This window comes from Streptomyces sp. NPDC048270 (genome assembly GCF_040652335.1).
Taxonomy (GTDB): domain Bacteria; phylum Actinomycetota; class Actinomycetes; order Streptomycetales; family Streptomycetaceae; genus Streptomyces.
Genome location: NZ_JBEZLV010000008.1, coordinates 138,591 through 159,255, shown reverse-complemented (window position 1 = coordinate 159,255; position 20,665 = coordinate 138,591). Strand labels below are relative to the sequence as shown.

At 71.6% G+C, this 20,665-nt stretch carries 19 protein-coding genes; 8 read left to right on the top strand and 11 right to left on the bottom strand.

Annotated elements, in window-relative coordinates; translation table 11 throughout:
- Positions 1-63: 63 nt before the first annotated feature.
- Positions 64-1,212: a glycerate kinase gene (locus tag AB0D66_RS10450; protein WP_362299687.1), complete on the bottom strand. Its 1,149-nt coding sequence runs from the start codon at positions 1,210-1,212 to the stop codon at positions 64-66.
- 143 nt (positions 1,213-1,355) lie between these two features.
- Here AB0D66_RS10450 and AB0D66_RS10445 point away from each other — a divergent pair, with 143 nt between their 5' ends.
- From AB0D66_RS10445 to AB0D66_RS10435, 3 genes are read left to right on the top strand one after another with little or no spacing between them, the layout of a single operon-like run.
- Complete coding sequence (locus AB0D66_RS10445) at positions 1,356-3,071, top strand: BCCT family transporter (protein ID WP_362299685.1); 1,716 nt, start codon at positions 1,356-1,358, stop codon at positions 3,069-3,071.
- A gap of 24 nt (positions 3,072-3,095) precedes the next feature.
- Positions 3,096-3,596, top strand: coding sequence for an NUDIX hydrolase (locus AB0D66_RS10440; RefSeq protein ID WP_362299682.1), 501 nt, complete (start codon positions 3,096-3,098; stop codon positions 3,594-3,596).
- Positions 3,597-3,645: 49 nt separating this feature from the next.
- Positions 3,646-4,074 (top strand): hypothetical protein, encoded by a 429-nt coding sequence (locus tag AB0D66_RS10435; RefSeq protein ID WP_362299679.1) that lies wholly within the window; start codon positions 3,646-3,648, stop codon positions 4,072-4,074.
- 18 nt (positions 4,075-4,092) lie between these two features.
- Here AB0D66_RS10435 and AB0D66_RS10430 read toward each other — a convergent pair whose 3' ends face one another.
- The 3 genes from AB0D66_RS10430 to AB0D66_RS10420 form a co-directional block, all read right to left on the bottom strand.
- Positions 4,093-4,596: a methylated-DNA--[protein]-cysteine S-methyltransferase gene (locus AB0D66_RS10430; RefSeq protein WP_362299676.1), complete on the bottom strand. Its 504-nt coding sequence runs from the start codon at positions 4,594-4,596 to the stop codon at positions 4,093-4,095.
- Positions 4,597-4,606: 10 nt separating this feature from the next.
- A complete protein-coding gene (locus AB0D66_RS10425) occupies positions 4,607-6,082 on the bottom strand; it encodes an AlkA N-terminal domain-containing protein (protein ID WP_362299673.1) in 1,476 nt (491 codons plus the stop codon).
- 129 nt (positions 6,083-6,211) lie between these two features.
- Positions 6,212-7,408: a helix-turn-helix domain-containing protein gene (locus tag AB0D66_RS10420; RefSeq protein ID WP_362299671.1), complete on the bottom strand. Its 1,197-nt coding sequence runs from the start codon at positions 7,406-7,408 to the stop codon at positions 6,212-6,214.
- A 199-nt stretch (positions 7,409-7,607) separates the two neighbouring features.
- Between AB0D66_RS10420 and AB0D66_RS10415 the strand changes: the two genes are divergently transcribed.
- Genes AB0D66_RS10415 through AB0D66_RS10395 form a run of 5 tightly spaced genes read left to right on the top strand, consistent with a single transcriptional unit; the run spans position 7,608 to position 12,438 of the window.
- Positions 7,608-8,396 (top strand): ABC transporter ATP-binding protein, encoded by a 789-nt coding sequence (locus tag AB0D66_RS10415; RefSeq protein WP_362299668.1) that lies wholly within the window; start codon positions 7,608-7,610, stop codon positions 8,394-8,396.
- Positions 8,393-9,175 carry an ABC transporter ATP-binding protein gene (locus AB0D66_RS10410; RefSeq protein WP_362299665.1) on the top strand — a complete coding sequence of 261 codons (783 nt, stop codon included), beginning with the start codon at positions 8,393-8,395 and terminating at the stop codon, positions 9,173-9,175. The genes AB0D66_RS10415 and AB0D66_RS10410 overlap by 4 nt, the downstream gene beginning before the upstream one ends.
- On the top strand, positions 9,172-10,062 hold the full coding sequence (locus AB0D66_RS10405) for a branched-chain amino acid ABC transporter permease (protein WP_362299663.1): 891 nt from the start codon (positions 9,172-9,174) through the stop codon (positions 10,060-10,062). Before AB0D66_RS10410 ends, AB0D66_RS10405 begins: the two co-directional genes overlap by 4 nt.
- 40 nt (positions 10,063-10,102) lie before the next feature.
- A complete protein-coding gene (locus AB0D66_RS10400; RefSeq protein ID WP_362299837.1) occupies positions 10,103-11,161 on the top strand; it encodes a branched-chain amino acid ABC transporter permease in 1,059 nt (352 codons plus the stop codon).
- Between the two features lie 59 nt (positions 11,162-11,220).
- Entirely contained in the window at positions 11,221-12,438 is a 1,218-nt protein-coding gene (locus AB0D66_RS10395; protein ID WP_362299834.1) for an ABC transporter substrate-binding protein, read from the top strand.
- 65 nt (positions 12,439-12,503) lie between these two features.
- On the opposite strand, the gene pssA is transcribed toward AB0D66_RS10395, so the two are convergent.
- From pssA to ccrA, 7 genes are all read right to left on the bottom strand, one after another.
- Positions 12,504-13,358, bottom strand: a complete 855-nt coding sequence (gene pssA / locus AB0D66_RS10390; RefSeq protein WP_361767767.1) for a CDP-diacylglycerol--serine O-phosphatidyltransferase — start codon at positions 13,356-13,358, stop codon at positions 12,504-12,506.
- Positions 13,351-14,007: a phosphatidylserine decarboxylase gene (locus AB0D66_RS10385; RefSeq protein ID WP_362299660.1), complete on the bottom strand. Its 657-nt coding sequence runs from the start codon at positions 14,005-14,007 to the stop codon at positions 13,351-13,353. The genes pssA and AB0D66_RS10385 overlap by 8 nt, the downstream gene beginning before the upstream one ends.
- 186 nt (positions 14,008-14,193) lie before the next feature.
- Positions 14,194-15,399 (bottom strand): acyl-CoA dehydrogenase family protein, encoded by a 1,206-nt coding sequence (locus AB0D66_RS10380; protein ID WP_362299657.1) that lies wholly within the window; start codon positions 15,397-15,399, stop codon positions 14,194-14,196.
- A 2-nt stretch (positions 15,400-15,401) separates the two neighbouring features.
- Complete coding sequence (locus tag AB0D66_RS10375; protein ID WP_362299656.1) at positions 15,402-15,914, bottom strand: MaoC family dehydratase; 513 nt, start codon at positions 15,912-15,914, stop codon at positions 15,402-15,404.
- Between the two features lie 5 nt (positions 15,915-15,919).
- The gene (locus tag AB0D66_RS10370; protein ID WP_069922631.1) at positions 15,920-16,894 is read right to left on the bottom strand and encodes a CoA ester lyase; all 975 of its coding nucleotides are present in this window, start codon (positions 16,892-16,894) and stop codon (positions 15,920-15,922) included.
- Positions 16,891-18,960, bottom strand: a complete 2,070-nt coding sequence (locus tag AB0D66_RS10365) for a protein meaA (RefSeq protein WP_362299653.1) — start codon at positions 18,958-18,960, stop codon at positions 16,891-16,893. Before AB0D66_RS10365 ends, AB0D66_RS10370 begins: the two co-directional genes overlap by 4 nt.
- A gap of 21 nt (positions 18,961-18,981) precedes the next feature.
- Positions 18,982-20,319, bottom strand: coding sequence for a crotonyl-CoA carboxylase/reductase (gene ccrA / locus AB0D66_RS10360; RefSeq protein WP_362299650.1), 1,338 nt, complete (start codon positions 20,317-20,319; stop codon positions 18,982-18,984).
- Positions 20,320-20,665 lie beyond the last annotated feature (346 nt).

Here is a 20,665-nt window from a genome sequence, read left to right as displayed (position 1 = left end):
GGCGGTGCAACGGCGAAGGCCCGGCCCCCGCTCGGGGGACCGGGCCTCAGCGGCCGGTAGGGCTCAGAGGACGTCGGCGGCGATGGCGGCCGCCACCTGCTCCAGCAGGGGGCCGGCGTTCGGGATGGACTTCGCCGGGTCGGGCTCCAGGTCCGTCAGCGGGTAGGCCTTGCGGATCCCGGCGGCCTCGAGGGCCTCCTGGGTCAGCAGCAGCCGCCCGCACACCGCCACGACGGGCTTGCCGGCCGCCCGGGCCGCCGCCGCGACACCCGCCGGGGCCTTGCCGTGCAGGGTCTGCTCGTCGAGCGAGCCCTCACCGGTGATGACCAGCGTGGCGCGCTCCAGGGCCGGCGCGAAGCCCAGCACCTCCAGCATCAGCTCGATGCCGGGCCGGAACGTGGCGCCGAGCAGCAGCGCCCCGTAGCCGATGCCGCCCGCGCCGCCGGCGCCCGGCAGCACCGCGCACTCGGCGGCCTTGGCACCGATGGACTTCTCGAGGACCTGGGCGAAGTGCGCGAGCGCCGCGTCGAGCGTCGCCACGTCCTCGGGTGTCGCGCCCTTCTGCGGGCCGTAGACCGCCGCGCAGCCCTTCGGGCCGGTCAGCGGGTTGTCCACGTCGCTGGCCAGGACGAAGTCGACCTCGGCGAAGCGCGGGTCGACCCCTGACAGGTCGGCCGAGGCCAGCGCGGCCAGCGCGCCGCCGCCCGGGCCGACCGGTTCGCCGTTCGCATCCAGGAACACCGCGCCCAGCGCCGCCAGCATGCCGGCGCCGCCGTCGGTGGTGGCGCTGCCGCCCACGCCGAACACGATGGAGCGCGCGCCCGCGTCCAGCGCGGCCTTCAGCAGCTCGCCCGAGCCGTAGGTGGTGGCCGTCAGCGGGGCGAAGGTGCCCGCCGGCAGCAGCTGCAGCCCGGAGGCCTCCGCCATCTCGACCACCGCGGTGCCCTCGCGCAGCGCGAAGGCGGCCGTGACCTGGTCGCCGAGGGGCCCGGTCACCCGTACCTCCCGGCGTTCGAAACCGGCCGCCACCGCGGCCGCGACCGTGCCGTCGCCGCCGTCCGCGACGGGGAGGGTCTCGATCTCCACGCCCGGTACGGCCTTGCGGAGGCCCGCCGTCACCCGCTCCGCGACCTGAACGGCCGTGAGCGAGCCCTTGAATTTGTCCGCGGCGATGAGCACGCGCGCGGCCTCAGTTACTGCTCCGTCCGTCACCTTGCTATTCCCTTGCTATCGAACAGTGCAGTCGCGCCGCCATGAGCTTATCCGGAGGATCCTCCTATGCCCATGAGTGGCCTGGGCCACACCCGGCGCGCCCTACGCCTAAAGAGGGACATATGCCTGCATAGTGTGGCCGCATGAGCGCGGATTCACTGGAACAGCCACGTCCGGATACCCCGGGTGACCGGCCCGGCGGCCCGGCGGACGACACCCCCGACCGCGCGGTCGTCATCGTGGGCGTGATCGCCGTGCTGGCGGTGGTCGGCTGGGCGGCGCTCGGCAAGGACTCCTTCGACACCGCTTCGGGCACCGCGCTCGCCTGGGTCCTGGAGAACTTCGCCTGGCTGTTCGTGATCGCAGCCGATGCCTTCCTGGTGATGTGCGTCGTGCTCGCCGTCAGCCGCTTCGGCCGGATCCGCCTAGGCGCCGACGACTCGGAGCCCGAGTTCACCAACCTCGCGTGGATCGCGATGATGTTCAGCGCCGGCATGGGCATCGGCCTGATGTTCTACGGGGTCGGGGAGCCGCTCACCCACTACCTGAACCCGCCGCCCGCCTCCGGCGCGGCCCCCGCCACCGGCGCCTCCGCCCTGGCGGCCATGGAGTACTCCTTCTTCCACTGGACCCTCACCCCCTGGGCGATCTACGGCATCGCCGGCCTCGCCCTCGCCTACGCGACCTTCCGCAAGGGCCGCGGCAACCGCCTCAGCTCCGCCTTCGTCCCCCTCATCGGCGCGGAGCGGGCCGACGGGTGGCCCGGCAAGTGCATCGACCTGCTCGCCGTCTTCGCCACCGTCTTCGGCACCGCGACCAGCCTCGGACTCGGCGCGCTCCAGGTGTCCAAGGGGCTCGGCCTGACCACCGGCATCGAGGACTCCACCACCGTCGAGCTGATCATCATCGGCTCCCTCTCGGGCGCCTTCGTGCTGTCCGCCTTCTCCGGCCTGCACAAGGGCGTGAAGTGGCTCAGCACCGCCAACATCGTGCTCGCCGCGACCCTGATGCTCTTCGTCTTCGTGCTCGGTCCCACCGTCTACGTCCTCGACGTGATCCCCTCCAGCGTCGGCGGCTACCTGCAGCAGCTGCTGCCGATGGCCAGCCGCACCGGCGCCTTCACCGACTCCGCGTGGCTCGGCGCGTGGACCATCTTCTACTGGGCGTGGTGGCTCTCCTGGGCGCCGTTCGTCGGCACCTTCATCGCCCGGATCTCGCGCGGCCGCACCATCCGCGAGTTCCTCGTGGGCGTCCTGCTCGTCCCCAGCGGCGCCACCGTTGTCTGGTTCTGCGTGATGGGCGGCACCGCCATCCGCCTCGACTCCACCGGCGCGGTGGACTTCGCCGCCAAGATCAAGGACGGTACGGAGGCCTCGCTCTTCGCGATGCTGGACGCCCTGCCGCTGTCCACGGCCACCTCGTGGGTGGCCATGCTCCTGGTCATGACCTACTTCGTCACCAGCGCGGACTCGGCCTCCCTGGTGATGGGCTCGCTCACCAGCCGCGGCTCCCTCCACCCGCCGACCTGGCTCGTCGTCACCTGGGGCGTGCTGATGGCGGCGGTCGCCGCCGTGCTCCTCGTCGCCGGGGGCCTGAAGTCCTTGCAGACCGCGACCATCCTGGTCGCGCTGCCCTTCGCCATCGTCATGCTCCTGCTGTGCTGGGCCCTGGTGAAGGAGCTGCGCGAGGACCCCGGGGCCGGACCGGCCCGCCACCACGCGCTGCACGGACTGCGCGACGCGGTGCGCGCCATGGTCGGCGACGCCATCACCGAGCAGGGCCCGGCCCGCCACCCGCGCCTGCGGCGCGTCGCCGAGTCCAGGGGCCGCGACCGCGAGGACGGGCCGGGCTCCCCGTAGCGGATGTCTGGGTAGGGTGGCGAAGTGACCACCACGGATGACTACGCCACCTACATCGCGAGCCTGCCCCGGGTGCTGGCCGGCGCGGCCGCCCTCTACCGGGACGCCGAGGGCCGGGTCCTGCTCGTCGAGCCCAACTACCGCGAGGGCTGGGCGCTGCCGGGCGGCACCGTCGAGTCGGACCAGGGCGAGTCGCCGCGCACCGCCGCCCGCCGCGAGAGCGCCGAGGAGATCGGCATCGACGTGCCGCTCGGGCGGCTGCTCGCCGTGGACTGGAACCTCGGCGCGGACCGCCCGCCGCTGGTCGCCTACCTCTACGACGGCGGGGTGCTCGACGCCGGGCAGCTCGCCTCGATCACGCTCCAGGACGAGGAGCTGATCTCCTGGCGGCTGGTCGACCCGGCCGAACTCGCCGCCTACCTCCCCGGATCGCTCGGCCTGCGCGTCCAAGAGGCCTACCGGGTCCTGGAGTCGGGCGAGGGCGCCGCGGAGCTGGAGAACGGCCGCCCGGCCCTCGCCCCGTAGGGGGTGTCCCGTAACCCCGGACTTACTCCGAGCAGGACAGAATCAGCTGATGATCACGATGTACGCCTGGCCCAGCACCGCTGACGGGCCCGACGCCCTCCCCATGGTCCACTTCACCACCGACCAGCAGTCCGCCGGCGAGGTGACCCCGGAGGGGATGCCCGTCTGGCTCTTCGACACCGCGATCCGCGACGGGGGCTGGTCCCCGTTCACCGACTTCGACGGCTGGTCCGTGCCCGCCGCCCAGTGGCAGGCCTTCTACCGCCGCGAGGACGACCTGCTCGCGGTCAGCGGCCCCGGCTCCTGTGAAGGCTGGTACCAGGGCAACCTCGGCGCGGACGCCGACTGGGTGGCGGCGGCCGCCGCGCAGCAGAGCGTGGTCCTGCTCGCGGCCCCGGTCCAGCACCCCTCGCTGTACGGCTACGCGGTCGAGGCGGGCGCGGCCTTCGCCCTGCTGGTGCCGCTGCTCGTGGTCTGACCCCCGGCGGGGCGCCTCCTAGAGCCGGCGGGCCGCGGCCTCGAAGTCGAGGAGCCGGACCTTGCGTTCGAGGCCGCCGCCGTAGCCGGTCATGCCGCCCGAGGCGCCGATCACGCGGTGGCAGGGCACGATGATGCCGATCGGGTTCTTCCCGTTGGCGAGGCCCACGGCGCGCGAGGCGTTCGGCTTGCCCAGCTCGGCCGCGAGTTTCCCGTACGACCAGGTCTCGCCGTAGGGGATCCGTACCAGCTGGTCCCACACGCTGCGCTGGAAGTCGGTGCCCTCCAGCCGCAGCGGCAGGTCGAACGCGGTGAGCTCCCCGGCGAAGTACGCGGACAGCTGCCGCACCGCTTCGGGGAAGGGCTCCTCGGCGGCGGCGACCCGCTCCCCGAAGGACTCCTCGGCCGGGCGGTGGCGCTGCCCGGTCATGTACAGGCCGCTCAGGACGCCGTCCGTGGCGACCAGGGTGAGCGGGCCGTAGGGGCTCTCGACGACGGTGTGCTGCTTGCCGGTGCTGTTCACGGTGTGCTCCTCAGGCGGGCAGGTGGTTGATGGCGTGGTCGTCGGTGGCCCACAAGTACTGGACGGCGTACGCGCGCCAGGGCCGCCAGGCGGCCGCCCGGGCGGTCAGCGCCGAGGGCGTGGACGGCAGCCCGAGCCCCTGCGCCGCCCGCCGGACGCCCAGGTCGGACGGCAGGAAGGCGTCCGGGTCGCCGAGCGCCCGCATCGCGATGATCTCGGTGGTCCACGGGCCGAAACCGGGCAGCGCGGACAGCTGCGCGCGCGCCGCCTCCCAGTCGCTGTCGATGCCGAGCGGCAGCGAGCCGTCGGCGAGCGCCGCGACCAGGGTGGTGAAGGTGGTGCGCCGGGTGCGCGGCATGGCCAGCGACTCCGGGTCCAGCGCGGCGAGGGCCTGCGGGGACGGGAACAGGTGGGTCAGCCCGCCCAGCGGGTCCTCCACGGGCTCACCGTGCGCGGTGACCAGCCGGGCCGCGTGCGTGCGCGCCGCCGCGGTGGACACCTGCTGGCCGAGGACCGCCCGTACGGCGAACTCCGCCGCGTCGACCGTACGCGGAACCCGGCGCCCGGGGGACTTGTCCACGAGCGGGGCCAGCAGCGGGTCGGAGCGCAACTGCTCGTCCACCGCCTCGGGATCGGCGTCGAGGTCGAGCATCCAGCGGCAGCGGCTGATGGCGATGGTCAGGTCGCGCAGGTCGGTCAGGGCGAGGCGGCAGCCGATGTGGTCGGGCTGCGGGGTCAGGGCGACGACCCCGGTGCCGTAGGGCAGGCGCAGCGTGCGGCGGTAGGCGCCGTCGCGCCACTCCTCCACGCCGGGGACCGCGGTCGCGGCCAGGTGCCCGAAGAGGTTGTCGGGGGTGAGGGGGGCCCGGAACGGCAGCCGGAGGCTGATCGTCCCGGGGATCCGGGGCAGACGGGCATCGGCCTTGCCGGAGCGCTGCCGCAGCTCGCTGGGGGAGAGGGCGAAGACCTCGCGGACGGTGTCGTTGAAGGTGCGGATGGAGGAGAAGCCGGCGGCGAAGGCGACGTCGGCCATCGGGAGCTCGGAGGTCTCGATGAGCAGCCGGGCGGTCTGGGCGCGCTGGGCCCGGGCGAGGGCCAGGGGGCCGGCGCCGAGCTCGGCGCTGAGCTGCCGCTCGACCTGCCGGGTGGAGTAGCCGAGCCGGGTGGCGAGCCCCGGCACCCCCTCGCGGTCCACCACCCCGTCCTGGATCAGGCGCACGGCGCGGGCGACGGCGTCGGCGCGGGCGTTCCACTCGGGGGAGCCGGGGCTGGTGTCCGGCCGGCACCGCTTGCAGGCCCGGAAGCCGGCCTGCTGGCAGGCGGCCGCGCTGGGCAGGAAGGTCATGTTCTCGACCTTCGGGGGCACGGCGGGGCAACTGGGCCGGCAGTAGATCCGCGTGGTCAGGACGGCGGTGAAGAACCAGCCGTCGAATCTGGCGTCCTTCGACTGCACGGCCCTTACGCATCGCTCGGTGTCGGTGTGCATGACTCCAGGATCAGGCTCCGGCCGCCGCGAGGCTGGCGGTTTTCCGACACCAAGCCTACGCCGCCTGCACCGGGCCGCCCCGAACGAGCCCCCCGGCCCCTGCCCGGCGGCCGGTGACGCGCGGGCCGGTCAGGGGCTCGTCGGGGCCGAGAGGCGGTGGGCGTCCCGGGCCAGGGTGAGGGCCACCAGGTCGTGCGGGCGCGACAGGGAGCGGGAGGTCAGGTGCTCGAGCCTCCGCAGCCGGTTGAACACCGTGTTGCGGTGGCAGTACAGCCGGGTCGCGGCCCGCCCGGCGGAGCCCTCCGCCGCGAGCCAGGCGTCGAGCGTCTCCAGCAGCACCGCCCGGTCCGCCGGGTCCAGCTCCAGCAGGGGCCCCAGGACCGCCTGGACCAGCTCGCCCGCCAGCTCGGGCTGCCCCACCACCAGCGCCGCCGGCAGCCGCTGCGACAGCCGCACCAGCGACCGCTCCTCCGCACCGCAGGTGGCCAGGGCCGTCTCCGCCAGCCGCCGCGCCCGGCTCAGCTCCGCCAGCCCGTCCACCACCGGGCTGATCCCGCCGGGGCCGTGGCAGCGGTCGGCCAGTTCCGCCGCCAGCTCCTCCGGCGAGCACGACCCCAGGGCCACCACCGCCAGCTCCTGCTCCGCCCGCATCCGCCAGAACAGCCGCATCCCGCCCACCGCCGCCACCCGGTGCACCGAGTCCCGCCGGTCCACGGGGAGCACGACCACCGCGTACCGCCCCTGCTCCGGCAGGTCCAGGCCCGCCGCCGCCCGCGCCGCCAGGCCAGGCGCCGCGTCCCCCTGGAGCAGCGCGTCCAGCAGGGCCTGCACCCGCTCGTCGCTGCGCCGGCGCATCTCCCGCTCGCCCGCCCGGTAGGCCTCCGCCGTCGTCGCGGCCTGCTGCTCGATGCCGGCCCACATGGCCCCGGCCGTCCGCGCCAGCACCGGCAGGGCGTCCGGGTCCTCCTCGGTGACGATGTCCAGCAGCGCGTCCCAGGTCAGCCGACCCGCGCGGCGGTACGCATACAGCAACAGGTCCAGCGGCAGCCCCTGTTCGGCCCGGCGCCGCCCCAGCTCCTCCGCGTACACCAGATCCTTGCGCGCGTCCGAGCGGCGTGCGGCGAAGGCCTCGATGCCGTACCGCATGGCCTCGCTGATCTGCTGCCAGTGCTCGTCCCGCGGCACCACCAGGTCGTACAGCGGCGAGTGCAGCGCCAGATCGCCGATCAGCTGCTCGGTCAGCTCCGGGATGCGACCCAGCAGCACGTCGACAGCCGTCAGCAGCACCGACCACTCCGCTTCCGTCCGCGCCCTGCGTCCGCCCATGGCCGCAGAGGATGTCACCCGCGGCCCACCGGCGTAAGGGGCCCCGTACCCAGGTCTGTGCCACTGCACAACCGGACCCCACCCCCGGCTGGTCATCGGCAGCGATTCCGCTTCGGGCCGTGGACGCCCGCCCCCGCCCGGTGCTGGTCTGTGCGCCAGCACAACGCCCGAACAGGGCCTGGCAGTGGAAGGGGAAGTAGTGGCCTCGCTCCAAGTGCGCGAGCTGTCCGTCGGCTACGGGCCGGTCCGGGCGCTGCGCGCCGTGTCGCTCGACGTACCCGAAGGCGCCGTGGTCGTCGTCCTCGGCGGGAACGGCGCGGGAAAGACGACCCTGCTGCGGGCGGTGTCCCGCACGCTCTCCTTTCACCGCGGCGCCGTCACCGGGGGCGGGGTGACCTTCGACGGCACGCCGCTGGACGGACTCGCGCCCGCCCGGGCGGTGGCCGCCGGTGTGGTCCAAGTCCCCGAGGGGCGGCAGGTGTTCGCCCGGATGAGCGTCGCGGACAACCTGCGGGCCGGCACCCTCGGGGCCCGGGCCGGCTCCCGCGCCGACACCGCCCGCTCGCTGGCCCGCGTCCACGAGCTCTTCCCGGTCCTCGCCAAACGCTCCCGGCAGCGGGCCGGCCTGCTCTCCGGCGGAGAGCAGCAGATGCTGGCCCTCGGCCGCGCCCTGATGGCCCGCCCCCGGCTGCTGCTCCTCGACGAGCCCTCCCTGGGCCTCGCCCCGAAGATGGCCGCGACGATCGCCGCGACCATCACCGAGATCAACGCCTCGGGCACCTCGGTGCTGCTGGTGGAGCAGAACGCGGCCCTCGCGCTCCGGCTGGCCTCCCACGCGTACGTCCTGGAGGTCGGCGAGGTCACCCTGTCCGGCCCGGCCGCCGACCTGGCCGCCTCGGACGAGGTGCGCCGCCGCTACCTCGGCATCACCGACGAGGACGCCCCGCCCGTGCATGCGGCCCCCACCCTGCGCAGGTGGTCCGCATGACGGACACGCCCCCGCTCACCGTCACCGACGTCACCGTGCGGTTCGCCGGCCTCACGGCCCTCGACGCAGTCTCCTTCACCGTCGAGCCCGGCAGCCTGCACGCCGTCATCGGCCCCAACGGCGCCGGCAAGTCCACCTGCTTCAACGTGCTCTCCGGGGTCTACCGCGCCGCGGCGGGCAGCGTCCGCTTCGGCGCCTCCGAGCTGACCGGCCTGGCCCCGCACGCCGTCGCCGCGCTCGGCATCGCCCGCACCTTCCAGAACCTGGCCCTGCCGCCGCACACCACGGTCGCCGACAGCCTGCTGCTCGGCCGCCACCGGCTGATGCGCTCCGGCTTCCTCGCGGCCGGGCTGCGGCTGCCCGCCGCCGTCCGCGAGGACCGCCGGCACCGCGAACGGGTCCGCGAGATCGCCGCCTTCGTCGGTCTGGAGGCCGACCTCGCCGCGCCCGCGGGCTCCCTCCCGTACGGCAAACAGAAACTCGTCGAGCTGGCCCGGGCCCTGTGCATGGAGCCCCGGCTGCTGCTCCTCGACGAACCCGTCGCGGGGATGACGGCCGACGAACGGCAGCGCACCGCCGCCGTCATCGCCGGCGTCCGCGACGGCCTCGGCATATCGATCGTGCTGGTCGAACACGACATGGGGGTGGTGATGCGGCTCGCGGACGCGGTGACCGTACTCGACTTCGGCAGACGGATCGGCGGCGGGACCCCCGCCCAGGTGCAGAGCGACCCCGCGGTCGTGCGCGCCTACCTCGGCGAGGAGGACCCGGCCGCGTGACCACCTTCCTGGAACTGCTGCTCGGCGGCCTGTCCATGGGCTCCGTGTACGCCCTGATCGCACTCGGCTTCGTGGTGATCTTCAAGGCCACCGAAGTCGTCAACTTCGCCCACGCCTCGCTCCTCCTCGCGGGCGGCTGGGTCACCGCCGTCCTGCACGAGGACATCGGCTTCTGGCCCGCGCTCGCCGTCGGAGTCGGCGCCGCCGCCGCGGTCGGCGCCGGGGTCGAGTTCCTGGTCATGCGCCGCTACCGCGGCCAGGACCAGAGCGTCCTGGCCATCGTCACCATCGGCGTGGACATCCTGATCACCACCGACCTCACCCGCCGCATCGGTACGGACGTACTCGCCCTCGGCGACCCGTGGGGCGACGCCGTGGTCCACCTCGGCCCGGTCACCCTCCCGCAGACCCGGATCGCGGCCTTCGTCTCCGCCGCCCTCCTGATCGGCGCGTTCCTGCTGCTCTTCCGGTACACGGCCTGGGGGGTGGCCATGCGCGCCGCCGCCGAGAAGCCGGAGACCGCCGCGCTGATGGGCGTCCGGCTGGGCCGGGTCTCCCTGGCGGCATGGGCGGTCGCCGGGGCGCTGGCCGCCGTGGCCGCCCTCTTCCTCACCGTCTTCCCCACCCCCGGTCTGGAACGGGCCACCTCGCTGGCCGCCCTCAAGGCCTTCCCGGCGGCCATCCTCGGAGGCCTCGACTCCACCACCGGAGCCCTCGCCGGGGGCCTGATCGTCGGCGTCACCGAGGCCATGGCCACCGGCTACCAGGGCCAGCTCGCCTTTCTCGGCCGCGGCATCGGAGACCTCGCCCCCTACCTGGTCATGGTCGTGGTGCTGCTGCTGCGCCCGGCGGGCCTCTTCGGCACGAAGGAGCCCGCCCGTGTCTGACACCCCCCGCCCGATCCTGCGGCGCCCCGCTCCCGCGCGCCTGGCCCTGCGGCGCCCGGCCCCGGTGCGCCTGGTCCTGTGGACCGCCGGGGCCGCCGTGCTCCTCGCGCTGCCCTTCTACCTCGAGCGGTTCTGGCTCCAGGCCGGACTGTTCGCCATCGCCGCGGGCATCGGGGCCATCGGCCTCAACCTGCTCACCGGCGCCACCGGCCAGCTGTCCATGGGGCACGCCTTCTTCCTCGCCGTCGGCGCGTACGGCTACTGCGCACTGGCCGGGGACGGCGGCCGCTCCGGCGGCCACGAGCTCGTCGGCCTCGGCCTGCCCAGCTGGCTGGCGGCCGTGCTCGCCGTCGCCCTCGCCGGAGCCGCCGGCGGGCTCTTCAGCCCCATCGCAGGCCGGCTGCGCGGCGCCTACCTGGGCATCGCCACCCTCGCGCTGATCTTCATCGGGCAGCACGTCCTGTTCAACGCCACCCCCCTCACCGGCGGTTTCAACGGCCGCGCCGTCGAACCGCTCTCCCTCCTCGGGATCACCTTCGACGACACCGAGACCGTGATCGCCGCCGTCCCCTTCCAGTCCGCCGAGAAGCTCTGGTACGTCGCCCTCGCAGCGCTCCTGGCCTGCGCCCTCTTCGCGCGCGGCATCCTGCGCGGGCGGCCGGGCCGCGCCATGAACGCCATCCGCGACCACACCATCGCCGCCGGGGTCATGGGCGTGCCCGTGGCCCGCTACCGCGCCGCCGTCTTCGTCCTGTCCTCCATGTACGCGGGCCTGGCGGGGGTCCTGCTCGCGCTGGTCTTCCAGCGCACCGTGCCCGACTACTTCGGCATGGTCCTGTCCCTCGAGTACCTCGCCATGATCGTGATCGGCGGGCTCGGCACGGTGGCGGGCGCCGTCATCGGCGCCGCGTTCGTCTCCCTGCTGCCCCAGCTGCTCACCCGATACAGCGACGCCCTCCCCCTCGTCGCCGCCCCCGGCGCCGGCGGGGTCTCCCCGGGAGAGGCGTCGCGCTACCTGTACGGCGCGGCCGTCGTCGCCGTCGTCCTGTTCCTCCCGGGCGGCCTCGCCCGGATCCGACCTCCGAAGGAGTCAGCGTGATCAGACCCGGTACGGACAAGCGAGCGCGACTCGGTACGGCGGCCCTCGCGGCCGCGCTCCTGCTGGCCGGCGCCGCCGGATGCAGCGGGAAGGCCGGCACCGGCACCGAGGACAAGCAGTCCGAGGGCGGGGTCAAGACCGGCAAGGGCGTCACCGCCACCGCCATCCGGCTCGGCGCCCTCACCGACATGACCGGCGTCTACGCCTCGCTCGGCAAGAGCGTCACCCAGGCCCAGCAGCTCTGGGTCAAGCAGGCCAACGCCGCGGGCGGCATCTGCGGCCGGCAGCTGGAGCTGACGGTCCGCGACCACGGCTACGACCCGCAGAAGGCCCTGGCGGGCTACACCGAGCTGGAGCCCGAGGTGCTGGGCTTCGCCCAGTTCATCGGCTCCCCGTTCGTCGCCGCCGTCAAGGACCGCATCGACGGCCAGGACAAGGGCCTGGTCATCCCGCAGGCCTGGTCGGCCTCGCTGCTGGGCAGCCCGGCCATCCGTACGGTGGGCGCCACCTACGACATCGAGACGGTCAACGCCATCGGCTACCTCCTCGACCAGAAGCGCATCGCCTCCGGGGACAAGATCGGGCACGTGTACTTCGAGGGGGACTACGGCGAGAACGCCCTGGCCGGGGCCAAGCACGCGGCCAAGGAGGCCGGGCTCACCGTCGTGGAGCAGAAGATCAAGCCCACCGACAACGACATGTCCGCGCAGGTGGCCGCGCTCAAGCAGGCGGGGGTCAAGGCCGTGGTGATCAGCGCCGGGCCCCGGCAGGCGGCCTCGCTGGTCGGGGTCGCGGCGGCCGGCGGCTGGAACGTGCCCGTGGTCGGCAACAACTCGGCCTTCTCCCCCCAGCTGCTCGCCACCCCGGCGGGCGCGGCCCTGCAGAAGGACTACTACGTCGCGGCGTCCAGCCTCCCCATCGGCTCCCCGGAGGCGGCCCCGGCGGCCCTGGCCACGGCCTACAAGGAGGCCTATCCGGACGCGGGGCTCGACAACGGGGTGGTGGCCGGCTTCACGGCCGCCGCGGTCTACGGGGAGGCCCTGAAGAAGGCCTGCGCGGACAAGGACCTCACCCGGGAGGGCGTCGGCAAGGCCCTGCTCACCCTGAAGGCCTACGACAGCGGCTTCGGGATCACCCACGACTTCTCGGACCCGAAGGCCCCCTCCACCCGGCACAGCGTGATCATGAAGCCGGACGGGCAGGTCCCGGGCGGCCTGAAGGTGGTCAAGGAAGCCGCCGTGGCCCCCGCGGCCCAGTCCTTCACCCCGGCCGGCTGACCGGCCGCACACGACGAGAGGGCCCCGGATGCCATCGGCATCCGGGGCCCTCTCACAGGTCGAGCTCAGCGCAGCGTCGTGGCGCGGGCCTCGCGACGGTTGTGCCGGAAGGTGTTCGCCCGCCGGGTCGTCGCGAACAGCGGAATCGTCGCCGCCATCGCGATCTGCAGGGCGCAGCCGGTCTGGAGCAGCAGCTGCCCGCCGGGGGCGTCGAACGCCCAGGCCGCCAGCAGCCCCATCGCACCGATGATCCAGCAGAGCATCGCCACCGCGAGGACACCCCGCGGCTTGGGGTACTCGACCCGGCTCACCATCAGCCAGGCCACCCCGATGATCGCGAGCAGCGTCGGCACGAACGGCAGCTCCAGCAGCACGATCGAGACGACCGTCAGCGCGCCGAAGGGGCTCGGCATGCCCTGGAACATGCCGTCCTTCATCGTCACGCAGCTGAATCTCGCGAGTCTGAGCACCACGGCCAGCAGCACCACGATCGCGGCCAGCGCCGACATCTTCTGCACCGCGTCGTCGGCGACCATGCCGTAGACGAGGACGAAGTACGCGGGAGCAAGGCCGAAGCTGATCAGGTCGGACAGGTTGTCCAGCTCGGCGCCCATCGGCGAGCTGCGCAGCTTGCGGGCCACGATGCCGTCGAACAGGTCGAAGACCGCGGCGAGCAGCATCAGTATCACTGCCGTCGCGGCGCTGTTGCGGGCCATGCCCGACTCGCCACTGCCGGTGAGGTGCGGAATGAGGATCCCGGTGGTGGTGAAGTACACCGCCATGAATCCGCACGTCGCGTTGCCGAGGGTGAGGGTGTCCGCTATCGACAGCCGCAGCGAGAGCGGCATGTCGTCCTCGGCGGACTCCTCCTCGGCGGGCTCGGGCACCCAGCCGGCTGCCGGAGTCTCAGGGTCAGTCACGGTCAATTCGTGTCACCCCCGCGGTGGTGGCCTGACCGACCTCGACCGCGACCTCGACGCCCTCGGGGAGGTAGATGTCGACGCGGGAGCCGAAGCGGATCAGACCGATGCGCTCGCCCTGCTCGACCTTGGTGCCGGCCGGCAGGTACGGAACGATGCGCCGGGCGACTGCGCCGGCGATCTGCACCATCTCGATGTCACCGAGCTCGGTGTCGAAGTGCCAGACAACGCGCTCGTTGTTCTCGCTCTCCTTGTTGAACGCCGGGACGAACCCGCCGGGGATGTGCTCCACGGACGTCACCGTGCCCGCGAGGGGCGCGCGGTTGACGTGGACGTTCAGCGGGCTCATGAAGATCGCGACGCGGGTCCGCCCGTCCTTCCACGGCATGATGCTCTGCACCACACCGTCGGCGGGCGAGATGACACGGCCTTGGGCGATCTCGCGCTCGGGGTCGCGGAAGAACCACAGCATGCCCGCCGCGAGCGCGGTGGTGGGCACGGCCGCCGCGGCCCAGCGCCCGGACTTGCGAGCCCGGGAGAGGCTGAGCGCCGCGGTGGCGAGGGTCGGCAGAAGCCACGGCGATGCTCCGCGCGCGAGGCGTACGCCAAGGAGGCTGTCGCGAGGTGCAGAGGTTTGGCTGTGGGGCATGGATGACCTTCGTAGCGGGTGATTGCCGCGCCGCAAACGGGGGGACGGGACGGCGGCTTTACTGGAATGCTATCGGTTGCGCGCAACAACTGGGCAAGCCAGAAGCCGAGTCGATGTCCGTCAGCCAGTGACTGGCAGTGACTCTTTCGCGGCGAATCACTGGATGATCCGCCGCAAAAGGGACTTTCAGCCCTGGAGTCGGTACTCCTCGAGCAGGCGTCGCCCGATGATCATTTTCTGGATCTCGGCGGTACCTTCACCGATGAGCAGCATCGGGGCCTCCCGGTAGAGGCGCTCGATCTCGTACTCCTTGGAGAACCCGTAGCCGCCATGGATACGGAAGGCGTCCTCCACCACCTCCTTGCAGTACTCGGAGGCGAGGTACTTCGCCATCCCTGCTTCGAGGTCGTTTCGTTCCCCGGAGTCCTTTTTGCGTGCTGCATTAACCATCATCGCATGGGCGGCTTCGACCTTGGTAGCCATCTCGGCCAGCTTGAACTGGATGGCCTGGTGTTCGGCGATCGGCTTGCCGAAAGTGTGACGTTGCTGGGCATAGGAGACACCCAGTTCGAAAGCACGCTGAGCGACACCGCAGCCACGCGCCGCCACGTTGACGCGCCCGACCTCGACCCCGTCCATCATTTGGTAAAACCCTCGGCCCGTCTGGCCCCCGAGGACCCGATTGGCCGGAATGCGCAGTCCGTCCATGATGAGCTCGGTCGTGTCGACGCCCTTGTAGCCCATCTTGTCGATCTTGCCGGGGATGGTCAGGCCCGGACGGACCTCGCCGAAGCCCGGCTCCTTCTCGACGAGGAAGGTCGTCATCGACTTGTGCGGCGCCGTGCCCTCGGGGTGTCCTTCGTCACTTCGCACCAGAACGGCCACCAGGGTGGAGCTGCCGCCGTTCGTCAGCCACATCTTCTGGCCGTTCAGGACGTACTCGTCGCCGTCCTTCACCGCCTTGGACGTGATGGCCGACACATCGGAGCCCAGCGCCGGCTCGGACATCGAGAACGCGCCGCGCACCTCGCCCAGCGCCATGCGCGGGAGGAAGTGGTCCTTCTGCTCCTGCGTGCCGTGCTGCTTGAGCATGTACGCCACGATGAAGTGCGTGTTGATGATGCCCGAGACGGACATCCAGCCGCGCGCTATCTCCTCGACGCACAGCGCGTAGGTGAGCAGCGACTCACCCAGGCCGCCGTACTCCTCCGGGATCATCAGGCCGAAGAGGCCGAGCTCCTTGAGCCCGTCGACGATCGCCTGCGGGTACTCGTCACGGTGTTCGAGCTCGGTCGCGACCGGGATGATCTCCTTGTCGACGAACTCCCGGACGGTCTTGAGGATCTCCCGCTGGACGTCGGTCAGCCCGGCGGTCTGGGCGAGTCGGGCCATGGCTACTTCCCCTGTTCCTTCAGCTGCGGGCGGCCGGGCTGCTCGCCGCCGCGCTCCTTGATGTACGTCTCGGTCGGGACCATCACCTTGCGCCGGAAGACGCAGACGAGGGTGCCGTCCTGCTTGTAGCCCTTGGTCTCGACGTAGACGATGCCGCGGTCGTTCTTCGACTTCGACGGGGTCTTGTCGAGGACCGTGGTCTCGCCGTAGACGGTGTCGCCGTGGAAGGTCGGCGCCACGTGCCGCAGGGACTCGATCTCCAGGTTGGCGATGGCCTTCCCGGAGACGTCCGGCACGGACATGCCGAGCAGCAGCGAGTAGATGTAGTTGCCCACGACCACGTTCTTGCCGAAGTCGGTCGTGTTCTCCGCGTAGTTGCTGTCCATGTGGAGCGGGTGGTGGTTCATGGTCAGCAGACAGAAGAGGTGGTCGTCGTACTCGGTGACCGTCTTCCCGGGCCAGTGCTTGTAGACCGCCCCGACCTCGAACTCTTCGTACGTGCGTCCGAACTGCATGGGGATCAGGCCTCCGGGATCTCGAACTTGCTGGTGCGCTGCATGCCCGCGGCGCGCCCCTTGCCCGCGATGACCAGGGCCATCTTGCGGCTGGCCTCGTCGATCATCTCGTCGCCGAGCATCGCGGAGCCCTTCTTGCCGCCGGCCTCCGAGGTGCACCAGTCGTACGCGTCGAGGATCAGCTCGGCGTGGTCGTAGTCCTCCTGCGAGGGGGAGAAGACCTCGTTGGCCGCGTCGACCTGGCCCGGGTGCAGCACCCACTTGCCGTCGAAGCCCAGCGCCGCCGCCCGTCCGGCCACCTCGCGGTAGGCGTCCACGTCGCGGATCTGGAGGAAGGGGCCGTCGATCGCCTGCAGGTTGTGCGTGCGGGCGGCCATCAGGATGCGCATGAGGATGTAGTGGTAGGCGTCCGCGCCGTAGCCGGGCGGCTGCATGCCCACGACCAGCGACTTCATGTTGATCGAGGCCATGAAGTCGGCCGGGCCGAAGATGATGGTCTCCAGCCGGGGGGAGGCGGCGGCGATCTCGTCGACGTTCACCAGGCCCTTGGCGTTCTCGATCTGCGCCTCGATGCCGATCTTGCCGACCTCGAAGCCCATGGTCTTCTCGATCTGCGTCAGCAGCAGGTCGAGCGCCACCACCTGCTGGGCGTCCTGGACCTTCGGCAGCATGATGCAGTCGAGGTTCTGGCCGGCGCCCTCGACCACCGTGATGACATCGCGGTACGTCCAGTGCGTCGTCCAGTCGTTGACGCGCACGACCCGGGTCTTGCCCGTCCAGTCACCGTTGTTCAGCGCGTCCACGATCGTGTGGCGCGCGCCTTCCTTGGCGAGCGGCGCGCAGGCGTCCTCCAGGTCCAGGAAGACCTGGTCGGCCGGCAGGCCCTGGGCCTTCTCCAGGAAGCGCGGGTTCGAACCCGGCACCGCGAGGCAGGAGCGACGCGGGCGAAGACGGTTCACCGGGTGGACTGGCGTGGTCATGCGGGGACCTCCGTGCTGGCAAGGATTTCGAGAGGGGCGAGTTTGTTGGCTGTGCGGATCTCGTCGACGATACGTCCGATGATCTCCGTGATGCCGAAGTCCTTCGGCGTGAACACGGCGGCCACACCGGCTGCCTTCAGCGTCACGGCATCCGCGTTCGGAATGATGCCTCCGACGATGACGGGAATGTCGCCCGCCCCCGCCGCGCGCAGCCGCTCCAGGACGTCCGGGACCAGTGCGCAGTGGGACCCGGACAGGATGGACAGTCCCACGCAGTGCACGTCCTCGGCCAGCGCCGCGGAGGAGATCTCCTCGGGCGTCAGCCGGATGCCCTGGTAGACCACCTCGAAGCCGGCGTCGCGGGCCCGGACGGCGATCTGCTCGGCGCCGTTGGAGTGCCCGTCCAGGCCGGGCTTGCCGACCAGCAGGCGCAGCCGCCCCGTGCCGAGCTCCTCGGCCGTACGGGTCACCTTCTCGCGGACCTCGTGCATCGGCGTGCCGGGCTCGGCGGTGACCGCCACGGGGGCCGAGGAGACCCCGGTCGGGGCGCGGAACTCGCCGAACACCTCGCGCAGGGCGCTCGCCCACTCGCCGGTGGTGACACCCGCCCGGGCGCACTCCAGGGTGGCGTCCATCAGGTTCTCGGTGCCCGCCGCGGCCTCCTTGAGGCGCTCCAGGGCCTGCCGGGTGGTGGGGAAGACGAACGGGTCGCCGCCGCCCTGCCGCTCCGAGGACTCCTCGCGCTCGGCGCGCCACCGGACGATCCGCTCGACGGTCAGCGCCTCCACGGCCCCGTCCACCGTCATGATGGCGCCGTCCAGGTCGGCGGTGAGCGGGTTCTCCTCCGTCTGCTGGAAGCAGTTGACGCCGACGATCTTGTCCTCGCCGGCCTCGATCCGCGCCCGCCGCTCGGCGTGCGAGGAGACCAGCTGGGACTTCAGGTACCCCGACTCGACGGCGGCCATCGCGCCGCCCATCTCCTGGATCCGCTCGATCTCGGCCAGGCACTCGGCCACCAGGGACTCGACCTTGTTCTCGATGACGTGCGAGCCCGCGAAGATGTCCTCGTACTCCAGCAGGTCGCTCTCGTGCGCCAGGACCTGCTGGATGCGCAGCGACCACTGCTGGTCCCAGGGCCGGGGCAGGCCCAGCGCCTCGTTCCAGGCGGGCAGCTGCACCGCGCGGGCGCGGGCGTCCTTGGAGAGGGTGACGGCCAGCATCTCCAGGACGATGCGCTGGACGTTGTTCTCCGGCTGCGCCTCCGTCAGGCCCAGGGAGTTGACCTGGACCCCGTAGCGGAAGCGGCGCTGCTTCTCGTTCTCGATGCCGTAGCGCTCACGGGTGACCTGGTCCCAGATGCGGCCGAAGGCGCGCATCTTGCACATCTCCTCGATGAAGCGGACGCCCGCGTTCACGAAGAAGGAGATACGGGCGACCACCTCCCCGAAGCGCTCCTCGGGCACCTGCCCCGAGTCGCGCACCGAGTCCAGCACCGCGATCGCGGTGGACATCGCGTACGAGATCTCCTGGACCGGGGTGGCTCCCGCCTCCTGCAGGTGGTAGCTGCAGATGTTGATCGGGTTCCACTTCGGGATGTGGTTGACCGTGTACGCGATCATGTCCGTCGTCAGGCGGAGCGAGGGTCCCGGCGGGAAGACGTGCGTCCCGCGCGAGAGGTACTCCTTGACGATGTCGTTCTGGGTGGTGCCCTGGAGCTTGGAGACGTCCGCCCCCTGCTCCTCGGCGGCCACCTGGTAGAGCGCCAGCAGCCACATGGCGGTGGCGTTGATCGTCATCGAGGTGTTCATCTGCTCCAGGGGTATGTCCTGGAACAGCCGTCGCATGTCGCCCAGATGGGAGACCGGGACCCCGACCCGGCCCACCTCGCCGCGGGCGAGGATGTGGTCGGGGTCGTAGCCGGTCTGCGTCGGCAGGTCGAAGGCGACCGACAGGCCGGTCTGGCCCTTGGCGAGGTTGCGGCGGTACAGCTCGTTGGACGCCTCGGCCGTGGAGTGGCCGGCGTACGTCCGCATGAGCCACGGACGGTCCTTCTGGCGCTCTGTCATCTCAGGCGTTCCCTCTGGCCCTTAGATGTTGCGGAAGCGGTTGATGGCGTCGAGGTGCGTGGCGCGGAGCTCGTGGTCGCGGACGCCCAGGCCCTCCTCGGGGGCCAGCGCGAGCACGCCGACCTTGCCCTGGTGCAGGTTGCGGTGGACGTCGTACGCCGCCTGGCCGGTCTCCTCCAGCGAGTAGACCTTCGAGAGGGTGGGGTGGATCTTGCCCTTCGAGATCAGGCGGTTGGCCTCCCAGGCCTCGCGGTAGTTCGCGAAGTGCGAGCCGATGATGCGCTTGAGCGACATCCACAGGTAGCGGTTGTCGTACTCGTGCATGTAGCCCGAGGTCGAGGCGCAGGTGGTGATGGTGCCGCCCTTGCGGGTGACGTAGACGCTCGCGCCGAAGGTCTCGCGGCCGGGGTGCTCGAAGACGATGTCGATGTCCTCGCCGCCGGTCAGCTCGCGGATGCGCTTGCCGAAGCGCTTCCACTCCTTCGGGTCCTGGGTGTGCTCGTCCTTCCAGAACTTGTAGCCCTCGGCGCTGCGGTCGATGATCGCGGTCGCGCCCATCGCGCGGCAGATGTCCGCCTTCTGCGCGCTGGAGACCACGCAGATCGGGTTGGCGCCGCCGGCCAGCGCGAACTGCGTGGCGTAGGAGCCGAGTCCGCCGCTGGCGCCCCAGATGAGGACGTTGTCGCCCTGCTTCATGCCGGCGCCGTTGCGGGAGACCAGCTGGCGGTAGGCGGTGGAGTTCACCAGGCCGGGGGAGGCGGCCTCCTCCCAGCTCAGGTGGCCGGGCTTGGGCATCAGCTGGTTCGACTTGACCAGCGCGATCTCGGCGAGGCCGCCGAAGTTGGTCTCGAAGCCCCAGATGCGCTGCTCGGGGTCGAGCATCGTGTCGTTGTGGCCGTCCGAGGACTCCAGCTCGACCGAGAGGCAGTGCGCGACGACCTCGTCACCGGGGTTCCAGGCGTTGACGCCCGGGCCGGTGCGCAGGACGACGCCCGCGAGGTCGGAGCCGATGACGTGGTACGGGAGGTCGTGGCGCTTGGTGAGCTCCGACAGGCGCCCGTAGCGCTCGAGGAAGCTGAAGGTGGACACCGGCTCGAAGATCGAGGTCCACACCGAGTTGTAGTTGACCGAGGAGGCCATGACGGCCACCAGGGCCTCGCCCGGGCCGAGTTCCGGCACCGGGACCTGGTCCAGGTGCAGGGACTTGCGCGGGTCCTTCTCGCGGGTGGTGAGCCCGGCGAACATCTCCGCCTCGTCCTTGTGCACGGTGATCGCGCGGTACGAGTCGGGGAGCGGCAGGGCTGCGAAGTCTGCGGCGGTGGCGGACTGCGACTGAATCGCGTCCAGGATGTCCTTCACGGTAGAGCCTCCGGCTAGCGCTGATGAGGGTGCGCTGAGGTAAACGGGGTGCGTGGAGCGGGTGCGGGTGTGCCGTCGGTCCGGCTGGTGCGTTGGTGCTGGCGACGCCTGTGATGGGGCGTGCGGTGCCTGGTGACGCAGGCATCCGGGGCGCGTTCCGTGCCGAGTGGGCGTGGGCCGCGGGGACATCCGGACGAGATTCAACGTATGGCACCCCGTGTCACCCGGCAAGGCACCGCGTGCCAAAACTTTCTCTCATTTGCCGATTGACCTGCACGGATGAGCGATGATCGATCAGAGTTACCCGCGAGTAGGGGCAAGCCGGACATACGAACAAGGCCGCCCC

What these genes read in the sequence shown, in the direction of transcription:
- AB0D66_RS10385 (WP_362299660.1), bottom strand. Translation starts at nt 14,007, where the DNA reads ATGCCCCACAGCCAAACCTCTGCACCTCGCGACAGCCTCCTTGGCGTA.
- AB0D66_RS10365 (WP_362299653.1), bottom strand. Translation starts at nt 18,960, where the DNA reads ATGACAGAGCGCCAGAAGGACCGTCCGTGGCTCATGCGGACGTACGCC.
- AB0D66_RS10410 (WP_362299665.1), top strand. Translation starts at nt 8,393, where the DNA reads ATGACGGACACGCCCCCGCTCACCGTCACCGACGTCACCGTGCGGTTC.
- AB0D66_RS10435 (WP_362299679.1), top strand. Translation starts at nt 3,646, where the DNA reads ATGATCACGATGTACGCCTGGCCCAGCACCGCTGACGGGCCCGACGCC.
- AB0D66_RS10370 (WP_069922631.1), bottom strand. Translation starts at nt 16,894, where the DNA reads ATGACCACGCCAGTCCACCCGGTGAACCGTCTTCGCCCGCGTCGCTCC.
- AB0D66_RS10420 (WP_362299671.1), bottom strand. Translation starts at nt 7,408, where the DNA reads ATGGGCGGACGCAGGGCGCGGACGGAAGCGGAGTGGTCGGTGCTGCTG.
- AB0D66_RS10425 (WP_362299673.1), bottom strand. Translation starts at nt 6,082, where the DNA reads ATGCACACCGACACCGAGCGATGCGTAAGGGCCGTGCAGTCGAAGGAC.
- AB0D66_RS10375 (WP_362299656.1), bottom strand. Translation starts at nt 15,914, where the DNA reads ATGCAGTTCGGACGCACGTACGAAGAGTTCGAGGTCGGGGCGGTCTAC.
- AB0D66_RS10380 (WP_362299657.1), bottom strand. Translation starts at nt 15,399, where the DNA reads ATGGCCCGACTCGCCCAGACCGCCGGGCTGACCGACGTCCAGCGGGAG.
- AB0D66_RS10445 (WP_362299685.1), top strand. Translation starts at nt 1,356, where the DNA reads ATGAGCGCGGATTCACTGGAACAGCCACGTCCGGATACCCCGGGTGAC.